The sequence below is a fragment of the Duganella qianjiadongensis genome (genome assembly GCF_009857915.1).
In the GTDB taxonomy this organism is placed as follows: domain Bacteria; phylum Pseudomonadota; class Gammaproteobacteria; order Burkholderiales; family Burkholderiaceae_D; genus Rugamonas; species Rugamonas qianjiadongensis.
Map to the genome: position 1 here is coordinate 260,940 of NZ_WWCM01000001.1, position 13,268 is coordinate 274,207.

Here is a 13,268-nt window from a genome sequence, read left to right on the forward strand (position 1 = left end):
TCCTATTTCAAATTACCACTACTAATTGTTATACCGCTGCCATCCCGATACGATAGCAGCCAGGTCGCCAGACAGGGCTGTCCGTTTTGCGTATCGCCCCCCACCAGCAACAGCCCCTGCTCGATTTCAAAAGCCAGTCCGTTTGCGCGGCCTTGCGGCAAGCGCCCCGCCAGTTCCCATTTGCCCTTACTCAGTACATAGATCTCATCGCGCCACAGCTTGCTTAAACCCTGATGCGCATACAGCTTGCCCGACGCATAGTTGTGGCGCGCGCCGACGAAATTACTACCACCCGCGAGCAGCTTCACGCTGCCGCACTTGCCCGCAAACGCCGCTGCAACGCCCTCCTGCGCCTGCTCCAGCGCGGGCAGCTCCTGTGCCGCATGCCAGTGCAACTGGCCGTCTTCCACCGACACATGGCGGACACCGGCAGTACGCAAGCCGGGTTTGACTTCACCACTGGCCAGCCAGATCTCCGCTCCGTCAGCGATGATGCCGCTGCCGCAATTGGGCGCATAGGCGACTTTACCCAGATCGTGCCAGCTATGATCGTCCGTGTCGAATCGCCACACATGGTCATTCCAGCCGAAATCCTCCGCTTTGCGGTCCATAAACGCATGCAATATCTCGGCTTGCTGCTCCGCGCACGCAGCTTCGCAGTCACGGAATAGCGTATCGAACTGCTGCTTGTTGTAGCCTCCGAAAATATAGATGGAAGTGCCCACCGTGGCAGCAGCAGCCCCCAACATGCCTACCGGCAACCGACTATCCAGTTCGTACCAGCCATCGGTCTGCGGATCATAGCAAGCAATGCTGTCGAACTGATGCAGACTGTGTTGTTCCATCAGACGGCCACTGCCGCCAAATACATAGATTTTGCCATTAGCGGCGGCGGCCACGGCACCATTACGTGCAGAAAAGGGAAACAAAGCACGAATCTGCCACGCTTTGACGGTGGCGCGCAGATCTAGCGCGAACCATCCGCGACCGGCCGAGCCTAAGCCCGCAAACAGCATATGACCTATGCGCACGCCCACCGCCTCTTTCAGCACCAGCGGAAAATCCGGCCACGCAAAATCGCGCGGCGGACTGCCATTTTCAAGCGATGTGTGATCCAGTATATCCACCAGCAACCCAGAAGAAAGTAACGACCATGACCCAGACAACTTGCGAGAATGTCACACTGCAATGACTAGATCGTAGCATTGCAGATGTCAGATGTCAAATATCTTACCATGATTATTTATTGGGCATTTACGCTTGCAGCAGGGCCTAACGAGACGGGGGCGGACTTTCTGGCTGTCAAAGCAGGCCTGGACCCGAGCCTGACGCGGACCATGCATCGACATCGGCCTCGCCGGCACGCAGAATACAAAGGTAGATGCCAGCGAGCGCGATTTTTCACTCTGCCTCGATGTCACGAACAGGAATCAACAGTGCGCTTTGACTGTTATCGTGCTCATTCCCCTACAATAAAAGCTCACTCAATTGAAAGGAAGAACAATGGTCCATTCTTCGGCATGGCTGTATTGGGCGCTGCTGTCTGCCGTCTTTGCGGCGCTGACGGCCATCTTCGCCAAGTTAGGCGTGCAGAATATTGATTCCGACCTGGCCACCCTGATCCGCACAGCAATTGTCATCGTTGTTCTGTCGGCCTTTATTACCTACGCCGGAAAATGGAGCAATCCGCTCAAGCTGCCACTCAGGACCTGGCTGTTTCTCGGCCTGTCGGGTCTGGCGACCGGCGCTTCGTGGGTGTGCTACTTCCGCGCGCTTAAGATGGGCGCCGCTTCGCAGGTGGCGCCAGTGGACAAACTCAGCCTGGTACTGGTGGCGATCTTCGCCTTCACCTTTCTGGGCGAACGCCTTTCATTGCGGGAATGGTGCGGCATCCTGATGATTTCCGGCGGCGTGCTGCTGTTTGCATTCAAGCGCTGACTTCTGCCTTTTTAATATAAACAATATATCTCAATCGAAGGAGACAGGATGACCTGGTTAATTACCAAATATCTGGCGACTTCCGCCGTTGTCGTGCTGGTGTCGGAGCTCGCCAAGCGTAGCGACCGGCTGGGAGGATTCATCGCAGCGCTGCCGCTGGTAACCCTACTGGCGCTGATCTGGCTACAGCTAGAAGGCCAGAGCCAGCAGAAGATCGCCAATCATGCGTGGTACACCTTCTGGTATGTAGTGCCCACCCTACCCATGTTTCTGGCTTTTCCCTCCCTGCTCGCGCGGCTGGGTTTCTGGTGGGCGCTGGCAAGCTGCGTCCTGATTACACTGCTGTCGTTTGGCCTGTTCGCGCTGCTGGTACGGCGTCTGGGTATCGAACTGCTATAGAAGTCGCGGATATCGGTCCGCCCCTGCAGGCGGACCGTCATAGCAGACAGGCACAGACCTTAGACTTAAAGCCCCAGTCCCGAACCGGCGCCCAGCAGGGTTGCGACGCCAAGGCAGGCAAAGACTGCCGCAGCTATCGAGTGAACCAGCCGCATCGGGATGCGCGAGGATAGCTTATCCCCGACGAACACGGCAGGAACATCGGCGATCAGCATGCCTAGCGTGGTTCCCGCCACCACCATCAGCGGAGCAGCATAATGGGCCGCCAGAGCAACGGTGGCGATCTGCGTCTTGTCGCCCATCTCGGCAAGGAAAAACGTTACCAGTGTCGCGCCGAACACGCCCAGCTTGCTTGCAATGCGGGTTTCTTCATCTTCGATCTTATCTGGAATCAGTGTCCAGACGGCCATCGCGATAAAGGAAATGCCCAGTATCCAGCGCAGCATATCCGGACTGAGCAAAGCGGTAATCCAGGCGCCGAGTGCGCCAGCCAAGCCGTGGTTGACGATGGTTGCTGCCAGAATGCCGCAGATGATGGGCAGCGGTTTTTTGAAGCGGGCAGCGAGGATAAATGCCAGCAGTTGCGTCTTATCGCCGATTTCGGCAAGGGCAACAACTCCGGTTGAGACAAGTAGAGATTCCATAAGTATTCCCAGGCCGGACACATGACGATTGACCACGACGCATCCCCGGCCTAATCGGAGGCGTAGTGGTCAAAGGTCTTGCCAAGCTCGGGAACCGCATACGCCATGGCCTGCTGGCCAAGTATGTTGACGTACACCTCTTCAGGTTGAAGAGAGGCTACTCCCCAATGACAGCGAGATTCTATCATCTATCGGCAGCAGCTGCCACAGCGGCGGCAGTCTTGCCACATCCAGCCTCGGCCTTGCCCGAAAAAAACCCCCGCATGCAGCACATGCGGGGGTTTTTAGTTACCGCTCGACGAAACGATCAGAACTTGTAAGTTGCGCTGACGTAGCCGGTGGTGCCGTGGGCGTCGTAGTAGCTAGGATCGTAGCCACCCTGGAAGTAATTACCCAGAGTGATAACTTCCGGCGGTTTGCGGTTGAACAGGTTCTTCACGCCTGCACGGATCTGCAGGTTCTTGAAGCCGCTGTACGAAGCCTGCGCATCCCAGGTCGAGAAAGCGCCCACGTGCACGGCGTCGGTGCCGGTCGCGGAATCAGCACGGGCTGCATCCCAGTAGCCCGACTGGAAGTTCTGGGTCAGGTTCACACCCCACTTCTGGTATTTCCAGTCCATGGTCCACTGATGTTTCCAGCGGAAGATCACGCCGCCGTTGGCCACGGCGTTCAGCGGGTTGCCATTGGCGTCAATGGTGCGTGCCACGCTCTGCTGCACGGTGCCGTCTGGCAGCTTCTCGTCGAACTTAGTGGTGTAGGTGCCGTTCAGGCGGGTCGAGAAGGTGCCGTAGTTGGCCGTCTTGGCAATGGTCCAGCGGGCGTCGATGTCGATACCTTCGGTTTTCAGCGAACCGGCATTCAGGTTGGTGGCGTAGATGTTGGTGATGTTGCCCCCTGCATCACGCTGCACCAGACCCGTGTAGTTGCTGTCGCCAGCGGCCGCCTTTTCCACGATGAACTCCGGGCTCAGGGTGGTGATCAGGTTGTTGACATTGATCTTCCAGTAGTCCACCGCGATCGACAGGCCTTGTACCGGATCGATCACCAGGCCCAGCGAGGACTGCTCCGATTTCTCCGGCTTCAGTTTCGCATTGCCGCCAACGGTCTGGTTGAACTGGCCGCTGGTGCCGCTCACCGGATCGGTGAAGGTCGCCGTGGTGGCCACGGTCTGCGGGTTGTTCAGCTCAGGCAGAGCACCCACGCGGAAGCCGCGGCCGTAGGAAGCGCGCACCAGCAACTGCGACAGCGGCTGATAACGGAAGCTGACCTTGGGATTGGTCGAGGTGGCGTTCGGATAACGGTCGGTACGCAGGGCCAGATCCGATTCCAGATGCTGGACGATAGGCACATTCAGTTCGCCGAAGATCGCCTGATACGAACGCGAAGCCGACAGTGGCAACACCTGGCCGCCATAGCCGGAGATGTCGCCCGACTGGTAGGCAGCCGATGGATTCAGGTCCAGTTTTTCGCTGGTGGCCGCTGCGCCCAGTGCGAACTTGGCCATGCCGGCTGGCAGCTGGTACAGGTCGCCCGAAATGCGCGCGGTCAGCGCGTCATTGGTCAGCGTCGAGTGGATCATCTGGCCGACGTAGTTGGTGGCGTAAATCTGCTTGGCCAGCTCCGGCGACTGGTACTGGGCCCACGGGTTGAAGGCTGGGTTGTTGCTCAGCAGCTTGACCAGCGCCACCTGATTCGAGTAACCCTGCTGGGTGCTCTCGCTTACGTCGCTCGAGTTGTGGGTGTAGGCCACGTCGTAATCAAAACCCTTGACCACGCCGCGCATGCCGATCACCAGATGCGACAGTTTGGCCATGTCTTCGGTCGAGCGGTTGCCGGCGTCGAAAGCGCGGTAGCTCACGCTGATGGGCTTGCCGGACTGGGCCGGAGCGTTGGCAGCCAGCCAGGCAGCCGGATAGTAAGGGCTGCTCGGCGATACGATGATCGACGGGTACACATTAGCTGCAGCGAAGGCGCTGTCGGTCGACAGGAAGGAATTGCTGTATGGCGAAGGCTGCGAGTTATTGTCGGTCTTCTGCTGCGAGTGGAAGCCTTCCACGAACAGTTCATTGTTCTCGTTCAGCTTGAAGCGGAACGAAGCCGACAGATTGGCGCGTTCGGTTTGCGGTACCAGACCAACGTAGGGTGCCGAGTTGAAGCGGCAGGTGCCCAGATTGGCGTCGTATTCGCTGCCGTTGGCTGCGCAGTTGTTGGGCGCCAGCGGGTTGCCCAGTCCTTTGCCCAGCGCTGCCAGCGTGTTCGGGATCACGCCGAACTGGTTCGGGGTGGTATTCGGGATGAAACTGGTGATGGCGCCGCTAGGCGTCGCGCTCTGCTCGCGCAGGCCATTGTTGTTCCAGCTGTTCTTGGCGTAGCTGCGCTGCGAGCCGTAGATGGTGGTGTCTTTCGCTACGTCGGCTGCCACGGTAATGTTGTAGCGGTCCTCGTCGAAGTCACCCCAGCCGGCGATCACGGAAGCCTTCTTGGTCAGGCCGCCGCCATCCTTGGTGCCCGAGGCGTAGGCAGTCGCCTCAACACCGTTGAAGTTGTTACGCAGGATGAAGTTGATCACGCCGCCGATGGCGTCGGAACCGTACACGCCCGAAGCGCCGTCTTTCAGCACTTCCACGTGGTCCACGGCTGCCAGCGGGATGGCATTGATGTCGACAGCGGTGCCGTCGGTGGCATAGTTGGCCAGACGGCGGCCGTTCACCAGGATCAGGGTCTTGCTGCCGCCTATGCCGCGCAGCGATACGGTGGCTTCGCCGTAGGTCGAGGAACCCACGCCGGTGGCGCTGGGAACGCCGCCCACTGCCGAGATCGCGGTCACTTGCTGCAGCAGCGCTTCGGTGTTGGTCACGCCCATCTTGGCGATGTCTTCGTGGGTCACGGTCTGTACTGGCAGTGCACCTTCCGCTTGTGCGCGTTTGATCGAGGAGCCAGTGATTTCCACGCGCTGCATAGGAGCATCGTTGGTTTGCGCCTGTGCGGCGATAGTGCCGAATGCGACAGCGCCGGAGAACGCCAGGCGCAGCGAGCGCGCGATTATGGTTTCTTTGGTCATGAAATTCCCGATTGAAGAATGGATGGATTACGGCCACGCCAGAAACTCTGGCGCGCCACGGAACGTTGGCTACCCTGATTTGCTACGTGTTAATTCAGAAAGGGCACAGCGTCTTGCCGACAACCACCACTTCAACCTGAACCAGTACTTCGCTCTCTTTTTAAGGCCAATCTATTTTTTGAGTCCCACAGCTTGTGGGGCGTACGCCACACCAGCTGATGTCATATGACAACATATGACAAATTCGAGCGTCAATGGACGTTCTGACATCAAGATAGAAAACAACAAAAGAGCGCTATTTATGTAAAAAGCGCGCAACTTTAAGGATGATCTAAGAAAAATGCCGGACGAAGCGATTTCGGTCTGGATGGCGGAATTTTATTCACTAATAAAACATATTTTTGTGAATAAATTTAGTGGCGAGGTGAAAATCAGTCGGAAAGGGATGGCACAACTTGGCAATGCAGTCATTTCTGTCACATTTTTTTACAAATTGACGGCCATGCTGCGGTCATATTTCAGTGCCAATTTAACATTTAAATTACGGTAACATTTTTTTACATCTGCGGTCAATGATCCGGCGCCGCCAGCAACTGTCATGGCAGCTGGGTACCCAGCAATAAATACAAAGCCGAATGCGCAGTGGGTCGGCGTCTCCCTGTACCGATGCACGGATTTTCCGGCTGGCGGCGACAGATGACAGCTGGGCATCATCTGCGCGAACAAAATCCCGCTCCTGGTTACCCATAAGGAAATGTAGCCATTCCCCCGTCAGGAGCAGACATGCAAATTCTACGTGCTATTTTCCAGCCTACGCTAACCGAGTTGCATCCAACGCTGACCGGCTCAGCTAAAGGAAAAACCAAACTGCAGGCAACTGTGGCTGCGCCTGAGGGACGACGCAGTTCGCACAGTTCGGCTGGTCCATCAACCGCCCCGGCCTTGAAGCAGCGCGTCACTGTGGTAGCTGCCACACCGGCCGAGGTGGCTGGCCAATTTCGGGCTCTACGGGATATGGAAGGCAAAAAGTCCGCCATCGATGCAGAGTTCACCACCACATTGCACGAGCTCGATGCCACCTTCACCCGTTACACGATGAAAGCCCGAGGCAAGGCGAAGAGCTGTAATTTCGCTCTCGAATCGCAAACCGACAAGATACGCGCCTGGATCCATCAAGCCGACACCCACCATCTGAAAACCATGGTCAGCACCTGGGATGCAAGTGCCTCGAATGAGCAGCATTTTATCCGCGACTATATGGTCAGCCATCTGAAATACCGCGACACCATGGCCAAAGTCGCCGCCGGCACCGAATTGCTGGCCGACTTCATCCCGCTCTTGCGTCTCGATGCTGATGTCGACATGATGTCCCACGAACAATTACAGCAACTGGATAGACAGCTGGCAGAACTGGCGCCGGCCACCCAAGGCTTGCGCTGGGAGCACGAAGGCAAGGATCAGAAGCTGCTGCTCTGCCAAGTGCTGGCGGAGCAGCCGATACAGAAACTGCATGCCATGCTGGCCGCCTGGCCCGCCACTAAAGCGGCCATCGATACGATGCAACAGCCGCTACGTGGCGCCATTACGGATGCACTGCGGGTGGTCATGGCACGCAATCCGCAGAAGTCGCAGGCGCTGGTCATCGTGAATCAGGCCTTGGCCAAATTCAATAGCTGGCTCGGCCAGGGGCGCCCCCTATCTGCGCGCGCTACCCACCCTGAAGCGGTACTCATCAACCGGCTTGACGACTTGAACCGCATCATGCGCACGCACTGGGGCAAGCTTGAGAAAAGCGACTATCTGGCTAATCCCCCGCTCGCGGGCCAGAAAGGCGACTTTGCGCACTGGTCTGGCTGGAGCAAGGACAACAAAACCTCGCAACTGGACACCCTGACCGCGGAACTGAAAAAGCTTAGCCTGGCTGATCTGGAATACGTCATCGATAACTGGACGTATGAGCGCAAGCCTATGGATGAAGCGAGAAATCCGGTGCGTCGTCTGGTGTGTGATATCGCCGCCGAAAAAAAAATGAATCAGGTAGGCGATGCACATAGCGCCGTGCAGGCGCACCTGCGTCTGGCCGACATCAACGCGCCAGCGCAGCTGACCTTACAAAATCTGCTGGCCCTCTGCCGGCACCATGCTGTCGAAGGCGTCACCGCGGAGCAACTCGCCATGCAGGCTATCGGCACCATCATGCGCGAAGCCGTGTTTACGCGTCCGAAAGATGTAGTCCACTATACGGCGCTCTTTGCAGCAATGAGCGTCGGCGAACTGAAAGCGCATTACGTACCGCGCGCAGATAACGACGATTTCACCTATGCCCGAAATGCCATCAAAGGCAATATCGCCCAGCGCGCCAACGAGCTGGACCAGCCCGAAACCCAGCAGGAATATCAGGAGTTTATGACGCACTTCGATAACGTTGCGCCGCGCAGGGGGCGATAGACGGGCGCCAGGCTTGCCAGCGGCCAAGCTTGGCCCGCCACAACCTCTACAAGCCTGCAACTATCCGGATAGCCTGCAGCAGGCTGGCATTATGGCGGCAGCACGGCTGTCTTTCTTTAACGAGAGCGCTGGCGCGAACACCTAAGCGCTGCAACTGCTTACGGATGAACATACACCAGCACTTCCACCTCGCTCCGGCCAGATCATGCTCCACCTACCAATTGGCAATCAGGGTGGCACGTAGTGAGCGTGATTCGCTTGGATGAAAATGTACATCATCGACAGGTGCTGCCTCGCCGCGCAGCTGCGAACTATAGTAGTAGTCGATTGCAGACACCTTGCGGTTAGCGATGTTGAAGGCTTCCAGCGACAGACGCAGCTTGGGGGCGAGCTGATACGCTACATGGCCGTTCAGGGTGAACGACGAACGCGAGCGCACGCGGTTATCGGATGTGAGGGGCCGCGGACCAAAGTAGCGCACCCGCACAGCGCCTGACCAGGGACCGAGTTTATCGACGGTAAGCGCCAGCTGACCGACGCCTTCCACGGCATCTTCGATGTAATCGCCAGCCAGCGCGTCATGATCGCGCGAACGGGCATGGGCATAGGCTGCATCGACATCGATCGACAGCCAGGGCAGCACTTTATAGTAGTTGGATAGCTCGATGCCATAGCGCCGGCTGGGCCGGCCTGCCTCGGTGGTGCCGGAATCGCCGATGTAGGTCAGTTCCGAATCAAAGTCCAGCCGGTACAGCGAGAGCGCAGTCTGCATGCGCGGAATCAGCTCGGTACGTAATCCCACTTCCTGCCCTCGCGATTGCACCAGCCCCGGCACCGGCGCCAGCGCCTCACCCGTCCTGACATCCAAGGTCGCCACGGTACCCCTTGCATCATTGCTGTGAAAACCTTTGCCCAGATTCAAATACAGCTCGGTCTGCTCCAGCGGACTGAAAATCAGGCTCAGCGAGGGGCTCAGCAGTCCTGCGCTGGCGACACCACTATTCGGCGCCAGATTACTGCTGACATCGTAGCGATAGCGATCGGTCCGCAGCCCTGCCACCGAGCGCAGGCGATCAGACCAGCGTGTGGCATTTTCCAGATACAGCGCCGCACTACTCTCGATGATATGGTCTTTGCGCGTAGCGGACAGCACCTGCTGCGCGCGCGTGTGATTGAGTCCGTTGAACACATTATCGTTCTGCCCTGTCGCCCCTAGAGTCCAGTCGCTAGCCTGTCCCAGCAGTAGAACATCACGCCATGTATGGCTGGCGCCGAAGCCACTGCTCACGCGCCGGTCCGGCTGACCGAACTGGTCACCGTTGACCGGATCTTCCATGAAGTAAGTGAAGTCGGAAAACAGATCAAGCCGGTTACGAATCACGTAAGCATTCAGCTTGCTTGCTGCTTGGGCTGTCGTGTTGCGCCACGTCGCTGACAAGCTGGCGCGGGAAGAATTGCCACCATCGGTATTATCGATCGCATCAAAGCGCCCGATGCTGCCATCCTGCACCGCACGCAGCGGAATCTGGTCGGTCGAATTCCAGCGTCCACGATACGCCATGGCCGTCACGCTCCAGCCATTGCTGGGCTGCCCCTCGGAGTAGCGCAGCACACCATTCACTTTGCGGTAGTTATCGCCACGCGTATAGGGTCCATTGTTATGCACCGATTCCAGCGCATACAGCAGGCTGCCGCTGGCAAGACTGGTCGATGCCGCCAAAGCCGCACGACCGTAACCATGCTGCCCGCCACTCAGCGTCGCGATGTTGTCCGGCAGCCGGTTAGCGTAGTTCACCGTCACGCTACCGGCAGAAGCAAAGTCGCCCAGTCGGGCCGAATACGGCCCCTTGCTATAGTCCATCCGCCCCACCAGTTCCGGGATCAGAAAATTCAGATCGGTCCAGCCCTGTCCGTGCGCGTGGCTGCGCTGATTGACGGGCATGTCGTCCACGAAGGTGGCCAGATCGGTTCCGTGGTCGAGATTAAAGCCACGCAGATAATACTGGCTCGCTTTACCTTCACCACTATGCTGACCAACGATCAGCCCCGGAGTAGCTTCCAGTATCTCGGCCGGACGGTACACGGTACGCAACTCCAGTTCACGTCCGGTGATACTGCCCTGATTGGCAGAATCGGCCAGCCCTAGCTGACTGGTGCGCGATGCTTCGACTGTTACGGTGAGCAGTCCGGCCGGTTCGGCATGCGCCCTCGGATACAGCAAAAGTAGCGCCGGCAATGCCAGCCACAGAGCGCAACGGGAGCTCATAGAAAACATGCGTAACCTTGGAAAGTATCGTCGAAAGACAGTGCACAGAATTCTATGGTCGCCCCGTCAGGTTCAATAAATACTTCCTCGGCATGCCTATATATGCCTTATGGCATAAGGGCGCATTCGAAATCAACAGTTCTGCTGCATGCTCAACAGTGCTGCTGATTTTGCAGCAGCACACATCGTTCCTCCCTTTTGCCTCCCACGCAAGACTCTCCCTTAAAAACAAGCACTTGAGTAAATTTTTACGGGCCTATCTGCGGCAGGCACAGGGCTTGCGAAACATAGCGACATGCAAGTCCTTTTTAACTGTCGGGAGAAGAAATGAACATCAATCTGTCGCGCTGGCTCATCGCAATTGCGGCCAGCAGTGTCACCCTCATCAGCGTTGCGCCAGCGCAGGCGCACCACGCCTTCGCTGCCGAATTCGATGCCAAGCAGCCGCTTGACCTGTCCGGCACCATTACCAAAGCCAAGTGGGTCAATCCCCATAGCTGGCTATATTTTGATGTCACGGGTCCGGATGGAAAAGTCACCAACTGGGGTGTGGAATTTGGCGCGCCTAACTCGCTCGCCAATGCGGGACTGGCCAAGAGTGACCTCAAAATAGGTCAGCCAGTACGCATCCGCGGCTTCCGCTCCAAGAACGGCGAAGCCTTTGGCTACAGCGTCTTCGTCACGCTGGCCGATGGCCGTACCATCCAGACTGGCGGCGCGCAGGATGCCCCGACTAGCGAGGCACCGCGTCCATGATCCGATCCCTGACACTGTTCACTTTACTGGCAGCGCTGACCGGCTCCGCATTCGGCGCCGATAAGATTCCCCGTCTTGCCAATGGCAGACCAGACTTCTCCGGCATCTGGCAAACCACCAGCGCCGCCGAATACGATCTGGAACCACACGCTGCCCGCATCGATGCACCACCCGGTGCCGGTGTGGTAGTAGGCCATGTGCTGCCCTATCTACCCGCTGCGCTGGAACAGAAAAAAAAGAACTTCGCCAATCGCGACAAGGATGATCCCCGCCTGAAGGGCTGGACGCTGGGGGTACCGCGCGGGATCTACTATCCCGAACCGTTCCAGATATTCCAGCGCCAGCGTGATCTGACGCTGGTCCACCAGTTCGGCCATTCGGTCCGCACCATCCACACCAACGGCACAGACCACCCCGGCGGTGACCGCAACCAGTTCTGGCTCGGTGATTCGCGCGGCCGCTGGGATGGCGACACCCTCGTCGTCGATGTCGCCGGCTTCAATGACGAAACCTGGTTCGACCGCGCCGGCAACTACCACAGCGAAGCGCTGCACGTAGTGGAGCGCTGGAAGTACCTCGACGCCAACACCATCGAATACAGCGCGCGGGTAGAAGACCCCGAAGTGTTCGCCCGCCCATGGGACCTCAGCGTGCTCCTGCACCGCCACCGCGAGAAGGACTTCCAGCTGATCGAAGACTACCGCTACACGCTCGAATACGAACAATACTATCCGCCCAAACCACCAGCGGCCGCGACCCAGCCAGCCCCAAGCCAGCCAACAGGAACGCCATGAAAACTATCACTACTGCGCTGACCCTGCTGTTAGCCGTCGCGCCTACCGTGCATGCCCAGCAAAACAAGGCCAGGCCGCTGGCCGGCACTGACCGCATCCGTTTCGAAGCGAGCTATGAGGCGATCGAATCCGGCAAATGGACCGGCAAGCGCCTCGCCGATGGCCAGCCCGATGTGGAGGGCCACTGGTCCAACACGGTGGCCAACCATAATAACTGGACTGATCCGCAAGGCGGCATCCCGGGCGACCCGGCACCACCACGCAAACCGCTGGGGCCGCGTGCGGAGCGCGCACCCAGCCGCGTCACCGATCCTGCCGACGGACAGGTGCCGTTCCAGCCATGGGCCAAGGCAGCTCAGGAGAACTTCCTGAAGAACTTCCACAACCCTACCGAGCCTCAGTACATCGAGCCACTGGCACGCTGCGCACCAGCCGGAGTACCCAAGTCCTTCATCTGGCACGGCTATGAAATCCGCCAGTTCCCCGGCTACGTGGTCTTCCTGTTCAACTCGGGCACGCGCATTATCCACCTCGATGGTAAGCCGCACTTGCCAGCCAATATCAAGCTGTGGAACGCTGACTCGCGCGGTCACTGGGAGGGCAATACGCTGGTGGTCGATGTCACCAACAATAACAGCAAAGCGCTGTTTGGCCGCACCGGTGAATTCGCCAGCGAGAACGTGCGCATCACGGAACGCTACATCTTCTCCAACGACGGCAAGCGCTATAACTACGTCGCCACCTTCGATGACCCCACTGTGTACACGCGGCCATGGACGGCCACGATACCGGCCAAACGCCGTACCGAAAAGGACGCCGTCGACGGCTGGCATTACGAGGTCGCCACCAATCTGGCCGGCAAACAGCAGGTCATCGAACGTGATGAACGCATCTGCACCGAAAACAATATCGGCTTTGGCCATGTGGCAGTCACTCCACCGCCACGTTAAACCCGGCCCCCA

Annotated in this window: 10 protein-coding genes and 1 riboswitch; of the genes, 6 read left to right on the top strand and 4 right to left on the bottom strand. The window is 58.3% G+C overall.

Features of this window, described 5'->3' with window-relative positions:
- Window positions 1–2 precede the first annotated feature (2 nt).
- Window positions 3–1,127 carry a YjhT family mutarotase gene (locus GTP27_RS01185; RefSeq protein WP_161037363.1) on the bottom strand — a complete coding sequence of 375 codons (1,125 nt, stop codon included), beginning with the start codon at window positions 1,125–1,127 and terminating at the stop codon, window positions 3–5.
- A 376-nt stretch (window positions 1,128–1,503) separates the two neighbouring features.
- Between GTP27_RS01185 and GTP27_RS01190 the strand changes: the two genes are divergently transcribed.
- Window positions 1,504–1,938 (top strand): EamA family transporter, encoded by a 435-nt coding sequence (locus GTP27_RS01190; RefSeq protein ID WP_161037364.1) that lies wholly within the window; start codon window positions 1,504–1,506, stop codon window positions 1,936–1,938.
- Window positions 1,939–1,986: 48 nt separating this feature from the next.
- A complete protein-coding gene (locus GTP27_RS01195) occupies window positions 1,987–2,337 on the top strand; it encodes a DUF3147 family protein (RefSeq protein ID WP_161037365.1) in 351 nt (116 codons plus the stop codon).
- A 65-nt stretch (window positions 2,338–2,402) separates the two neighbouring features.
- Here the strand turns inward: GTP27_RS01195 and GTP27_RS01200 are convergent, their stop codons facing one another.
- Window positions 2,403–2,981, bottom strand: a complete 579-nt coding sequence (locus GTP27_RS01200; RefSeq protein ID WP_161037366.1) for a TMEM165/GDT1 family protein — start codon at window positions 2,979–2,981, stop codon at window positions 2,403–2,405.
- 4 nt (window positions 2,982–2,985) lie between these two features.
- Window positions 2,986–3,159: riboswitch (yybP-ykoY riboswitch) on the bottom strand.
- Between the two features lie 129 nt (window positions 3,160–3,288).
- Window positions 3,289–6,042 (bottom strand): TonB-dependent receptor domain-containing protein, encoded by a 2,754-nt coding sequence (locus tag GTP27_RS01205; protein ID WP_161037367.1) that lies wholly within the window; start codon window positions 6,040–6,042, stop codon window positions 3,289–3,291.
- 825 nt (window positions 6,043–6,867) lie between these two features.
- Here GTP27_RS01205 and GTP27_RS01210 point away from each other — a divergent pair.
- The gene (locus GTP27_RS01210) at window positions 6,868–8,490 is read left to right on the top strand and encodes a hypothetical protein (RefSeq protein WP_161037368.1); all 1,623 of its coding nucleotides are present in this window, start codon (window positions 6,868–6,870) and stop codon (window positions 8,488–8,490) included.
- 214 nt (window positions 8,491–8,704) lie between these two features.
- Here GTP27_RS01210 and GTP27_RS01215 read toward each other — a convergent pair whose 3' ends face one another.
- Window positions 8,705–10,756, bottom strand: a complete 2,052-nt coding sequence (locus tag GTP27_RS01215) for a TonB-dependent receptor (RefSeq protein WP_161037369.1) — start codon at window positions 10,754–10,756, stop codon at window positions 8,705–8,707.
- 327 nt (window positions 10,757–11,083) lie between these two features.
- Here GTP27_RS01215 and GTP27_RS01220 point away from each other — a divergent pair, with 327 nt between their 5' ends.
- Genes GTP27_RS01220 through GTP27_RS01230 form a run of 3 tightly spaced genes read left to right on the top strand, consistent with a single transcriptional unit; the run spans window position 11,084 to window position 13,256 of the window.
- Window positions 11,084–11,512 carry a DUF6152 family protein gene (locus tag GTP27_RS01220; RefSeq protein WP_229633278.1) on the top strand — a complete coding sequence of 143 codons (429 nt, stop codon included), beginning with the start codon at window positions 11,084–11,086 and terminating at the stop codon, window positions 11,510–11,512.
- Window positions 11,509–12,306: a hypothetical protein gene (locus GTP27_RS01225; RefSeq protein WP_161037370.1), complete on the top strand. Its 798-nt coding sequence runs from the start codon at window positions 11,509–11,511 to the stop codon at window positions 12,304–12,306. The genes GTP27_RS01220 and GTP27_RS01225 overlap by 4 nt, the downstream gene beginning before the upstream one ends.
- A complete protein-coding gene (locus tag GTP27_RS01230) occupies window positions 12,303–13,256 on the top strand; it encodes a hypothetical protein (protein WP_161037371.1) in 954 nt (317 codons plus the stop codon). The genes GTP27_RS01225 and GTP27_RS01230 overlap by 4 nt, the downstream gene beginning before the upstream one ends.
- Window positions 13,257–13,268 lie beyond the last annotated feature (12 nt).

Excerpts from the sequence above, each read along its gene's own strand:
- GTP27_RS01190 (WP_161037364.1), top strand. The coding sequence starts at position 1,504 with ATGGTCCATTCTTCGGCATGGCTGTATTGGGCGCTGCTGTCTGCCGTC.
- GTP27_RS01195 (WP_161037365.1), top strand. The coding sequence starts at position 1,987 with ATGACCTGGTTAATTACCAAATATCTGGCGACTTCCGCCGTTGTCGTG.
- GTP27_RS01200 (WP_161037366.1), bottom strand. The coding sequence starts at position 2,981 with ATGGAATCTCTACTTGTCTCAACCGGAGTTGTTGCCCTTGCCGAAATC.
- GTP27_RS01205 (WP_161037367.1), bottom strand. The coding sequence starts at position 6,042 with ATGACCAAAGAAACCATAATCGCGCGCTCGCTGCGCCTGGCGTTCTCC.
- GTP27_RS01215 (WP_161037369.1), bottom strand. The coding sequence starts at position 10,756 with ATGAGCTCCCGTTGCGCTCTGTGGCTGGCATTGCCGGCGCTACTTTTG.
- GTP27_RS01220 (WP_229633278.1), top strand. The coding sequence starts at position 11,084 with ATGAACATCAATCTGTCGCGCTGGCTCATCGCAATTGCGGCCAGCAGT.
- GTP27_RS01225 (WP_161037370.1), top strand. The coding sequence starts at position 11,509 with ATGATCCGATCCCTGACACTGTTCACTTTACTGGCAGCGCTGACCGGC.
- GTP27_RS01230 (WP_161037371.1), top strand. The coding sequence starts at position 12,303 with ATGAAAACTATCACTACTGCGCTGACCCTGCTGTTAGCCGTCGCGCCT.